This window comes from Streptococcus sp. 4155, assembly GCF_013276695.1.
Lineage (GTDB): Bacteria > Bacillota > Bacilli > Lactobacillales > Streptococcaceae > Streptococcus > Streptococcus pseudopneumoniae.
Window position 1 is genome coordinate 10,597 of sequence record NZ_VMLM01000083.1, and the last position, 3,764, is coordinate 14,360.

General features: G+C 36.9%; 1 protein-coding gene and 1 pseudogene. Both read right to left on the reverse strand.

Annotated elements, in window-relative coordinates:
- Positions 1-307: 307 nt before the first annotated feature.
- Positions 308-3,658 (reverse strand): DEAD/DEAH box helicase family protein, encoded by a 3,351-nt coding sequence (locus HT715_RS09720; RefSeq protein ID WP_172922933.1) that lies wholly within the window; start codon positions 3,656-3,658, stop codon positions 308-310.
- Positions 3,659-3,687: 29 nt separating this feature from the next.
- Positions 3,688-3,764 (reverse strand): annotated as a pseudogene (locus HT715_RS09725) (type I restriction endonuclease); the annotation flags it as partial.

Here is a 3,764-nt window from a genome sequence, read left to right on the forward strand (position 1 = left end):
TTGAGCAGCCTGCGGCTAGTTTGCTCTTTGATTTTCACTGAGTATTCCTTCATTTTCTCCTGCAATTGAATTCTTGCTCGGCTTTTTGTTTTCTATTTCTTTAAAATCAAAGTAGCTCTTTTATAATAACTCGATCAACAAACATCGTGGTACAAGTATCTACTTTGAAATTTATCAGCCACTTAACAACTGATACTGTATTCTAGGAAAACGATGACATTCTTCCTAATAAAACTTCTCATATATGACATAAATTTCTACTCTTTTTAATTTTAAATGAGTCTCAGTATGGCAATCACTTTAGAATTTAAGCCGCTTCTCCAGCTCGATTATTGATGAGCTCAATGGTTTGAACAATATTACGAAGTACTGGTAGTTGGTGTTGAAAGAGTAGTTGAACAGATCCATGAGATTTAAACGGCTCTTGCGTTAACACTTTCATCTCTAAAAAACCATTTTCTACAATGTAGTCTACAATCAATTTCACAAATGAAATCTGCCTGGCATTAAGATTCTCATCCGACAAAAATTTAGAAAAAATACGATTGGCAGACTCTCTATCTAAGCCAATAATCTCACGCACCAATCTCGGAATTGCCTTATTTTCATAATGATGTTGGTAGTCTGATTTGCTACCTAATTTTTCCCAGAGCAATTTTTCAAGTGCAAGCATATCATCAGATGTCAACTTTTTATTATGGTATAGCTTAGAAATGGACTCTTCATCCAGATGAGTTTTCAAATAATGCTCAACTTTTTCATTATAAGATCGAAGATCGTTGACCTGCAAAAATGCTGTGGTCTCGTGAACAGTGGAGAGTATACGATCTTCAAAGTTAACATAGTAGGGTTTACGGTCTGTCTTATCCAAAAACTGTAATAAATATCGAATAGCAAGACGAATTTTTTCCAAATCAGACAAGCTAACTTCTTTCCAAAATTCAGGCTCCTGTACTTTCCTGATAATTTCAGCCTGCTCAAAAACCTGCGGGATATTGCCAATAGCAGAAAGAGCTCTAGCCGTCTTCATCACTTGGGAAATATGAACAGTGGAAGATTTAGCTGTCAGTTGCCCCAACTGAATATGAAGTAAGCACAAATCAAATCTCCTCGCCATCTCATCTTCTTTATCTTCATCAAATAAAAGCGGAGAGAGATTTTTTTGAATAGTTTCACTTGTAACAGCAGTTAGATTCTGCCAACTTTCCAATTTCCTATAGCTATAAACTGTATCTAAAACCATACGAACCCTGAAGTCTAACTCATTTAAGCTCTCTATACGACCTTGAAGTTCTGAAACAAGCTCCTGACGGTATGCTCTCGCAAACTGATCTTCTTGGTATTGGAGTCCCTGAAGTTCTCGAATCAAGTCCACTTTGATATTAAATAAACGCTGAGTCAACGAAACAATGTGACGACCCTCTCCATCTCTTGGATCTGCACGAAAATAATCAAAATTGTCCCCATAATCAAATACCAAAAAGTTTTCCTTATCCTGCTCAGGTCCAAATAAATCTTTACATAGACGGGTTCCTCGACCAATCATCTGCCAAAACTTAGTTTTAGAGCGTACTTTCTTGAAGAAGACTAAATTCACAACCTCTGGTACATCAATACCTGTATCTAACATATCGACAGAAATCGCAATTTGAGGATACTTCTCCTTAATTTTAAAATCATCAATCAAGGTCTGATAATGCTTAATACTATAATCAATTACCTGAGCATAGTCGCTCCCTTTTTCAGGATAGCGGTTGTTAAAAATACCTCTGATATATTCCGCATGATCATGATTTTTAGCAAAAATAATAGTTTTACCAATTTCATCACCCGAGGCTGTCTGAATTCCTCTTGTCATGAGTTCATTTAAAACAATTTCTACTGTACTTTTATTGAAAATAAAGGAATTAAATACACTCCCATCAATATCTTTTTCACAGCTATCGTCTTCAAATTTGCTATTAAAATGTTCCTTTTCTTCTTCAGACAAATCATCATAATGTAGACCATCCGTAGGTAGTTTCAGTTTGGTTTCGATAGAATGATAGGCTACTAAATATCCGTCTTTAACAGCCTCTTCCAAATCATATGCATATGTTGGAACCCCATTCTCCAAATTAAAGAATCCATAGGTATTTTTATCTAAATCTTGACGCGGAGTAGCTGTTAAGCCTACAATCCTTGCATCAAAATAATCAAAAATGGACTTGTATTTCTGATAAATAGAACGGTGAGACTCGTCAATTATGATAAGGTCAAAATGCCCAACAGTGAAAGGGCGTTGATTTACTTCTTCTTGACCACTAATCGCTCCAATCATGGTCGGATAAGTTGAAAAGACCATGCGACTTGATTGAGCTCCTTCTTTATCTTCTAAGAAGTTACAAACGGAAAGATCTGGGAGTAATTTTCTAAACGAATCATAGGCTTGCTTAACCAAGGAAGTTCTATCGGCTAAGAAGAGAACGTTTTTTACCCAGTTATGACGTGATAAGGTATCAACTAGAGAAACTGCTGTACGAGTTTTCCCAGCCCCAGTTGCCATAACCAAAAGTGCCTGTCTACGATGATTAGAGAAAGCTTCACAAACGCTTGCAATCGCATGTTTTTGGTAGTGACGCCCGGAAATATCGTCTCTAATTTTACTAGAAATATCCTCAAGTGGTTTTTGAAGATGACGTCTATCCATCACTAATTGCAATTCTTCTTGAGAGTAAAAGCCTGCAATCTGGCGGCGGTTCGGACCATCAAGTATATAGTGCTTCAACCCATTTGTAATAAAGCAAATTGGCTGATAGCCGATATGTTTCTCCAGAGCTTCAGCATATTCTTTGACCTGTACTTCCCCTACTTCTGGATTGACAGAGGCTTTTTTAGCCTCCACAATCGCTAAAATTTTCCCATTTTTACCATAAAGTACATAGTCACAGTAACCAATTCCTGAACCGTGCTTCAGACCATCAACAGCTATCTCAACACGACAGTTTTCTTCAAATATCCATCCTGCTAGACGGAGATCAATATCAATAAAGAGCTTTCTTGTCTCTGCCTCAGATAATTGATCAATATGGAAAGGCACATCTTGCCGTTGCGCTGCAGTCTCACGTTTTTCAGTATAAGTCTCTTGAACTTCTACGGACTGAGCAGCCATCTGTTCATGAAAATCAGGCAGTTCTGGTAAACTGTCTTGTAACTTTATCATAGATTGTGGAGTTTCTCGGTATTTGATGTTTGCTGAAAGTGGTAAGCACTTCTCATCAAAATAACGCTCCACAAACTCATTGCTGTAACAATAATCGATAAAATTAACAAACTGATACAAATGATGCAAAGCTAAAATAGCTTCTCGTTCCTTAATTTCACCACCATGAGCAGCATGGTTTCCCCACCGAATCAACAGAACTATCTGCTTGTGGAGTTCAGAATCTACGATATCCCTAAAATCATCATCCCATACTAAAGAAGATAGAGTAGCACGATAGGGAGCTTCTAAATATGAATCGTGACTATATATCCAATGGACAGCCTGCTCTAAAGCACGACGCGCCATAAAGGCAGTAGCCACAGTTGATGTAGCAATCATATTCTCAGCTTCAATGCAAGGTTTTGAAAAAGATTCATATTCGTCATTTTTTAAAAGAAAGCTAAAATTTCCCATTTTTTTCTCACTTTAAACAAATAGTTTAGCTATATTATACTAAATTTCAAGCTATTTCTCCACACTTTTATAGCTATCTCACAAGCAAATTGTGATTTGTCGACCA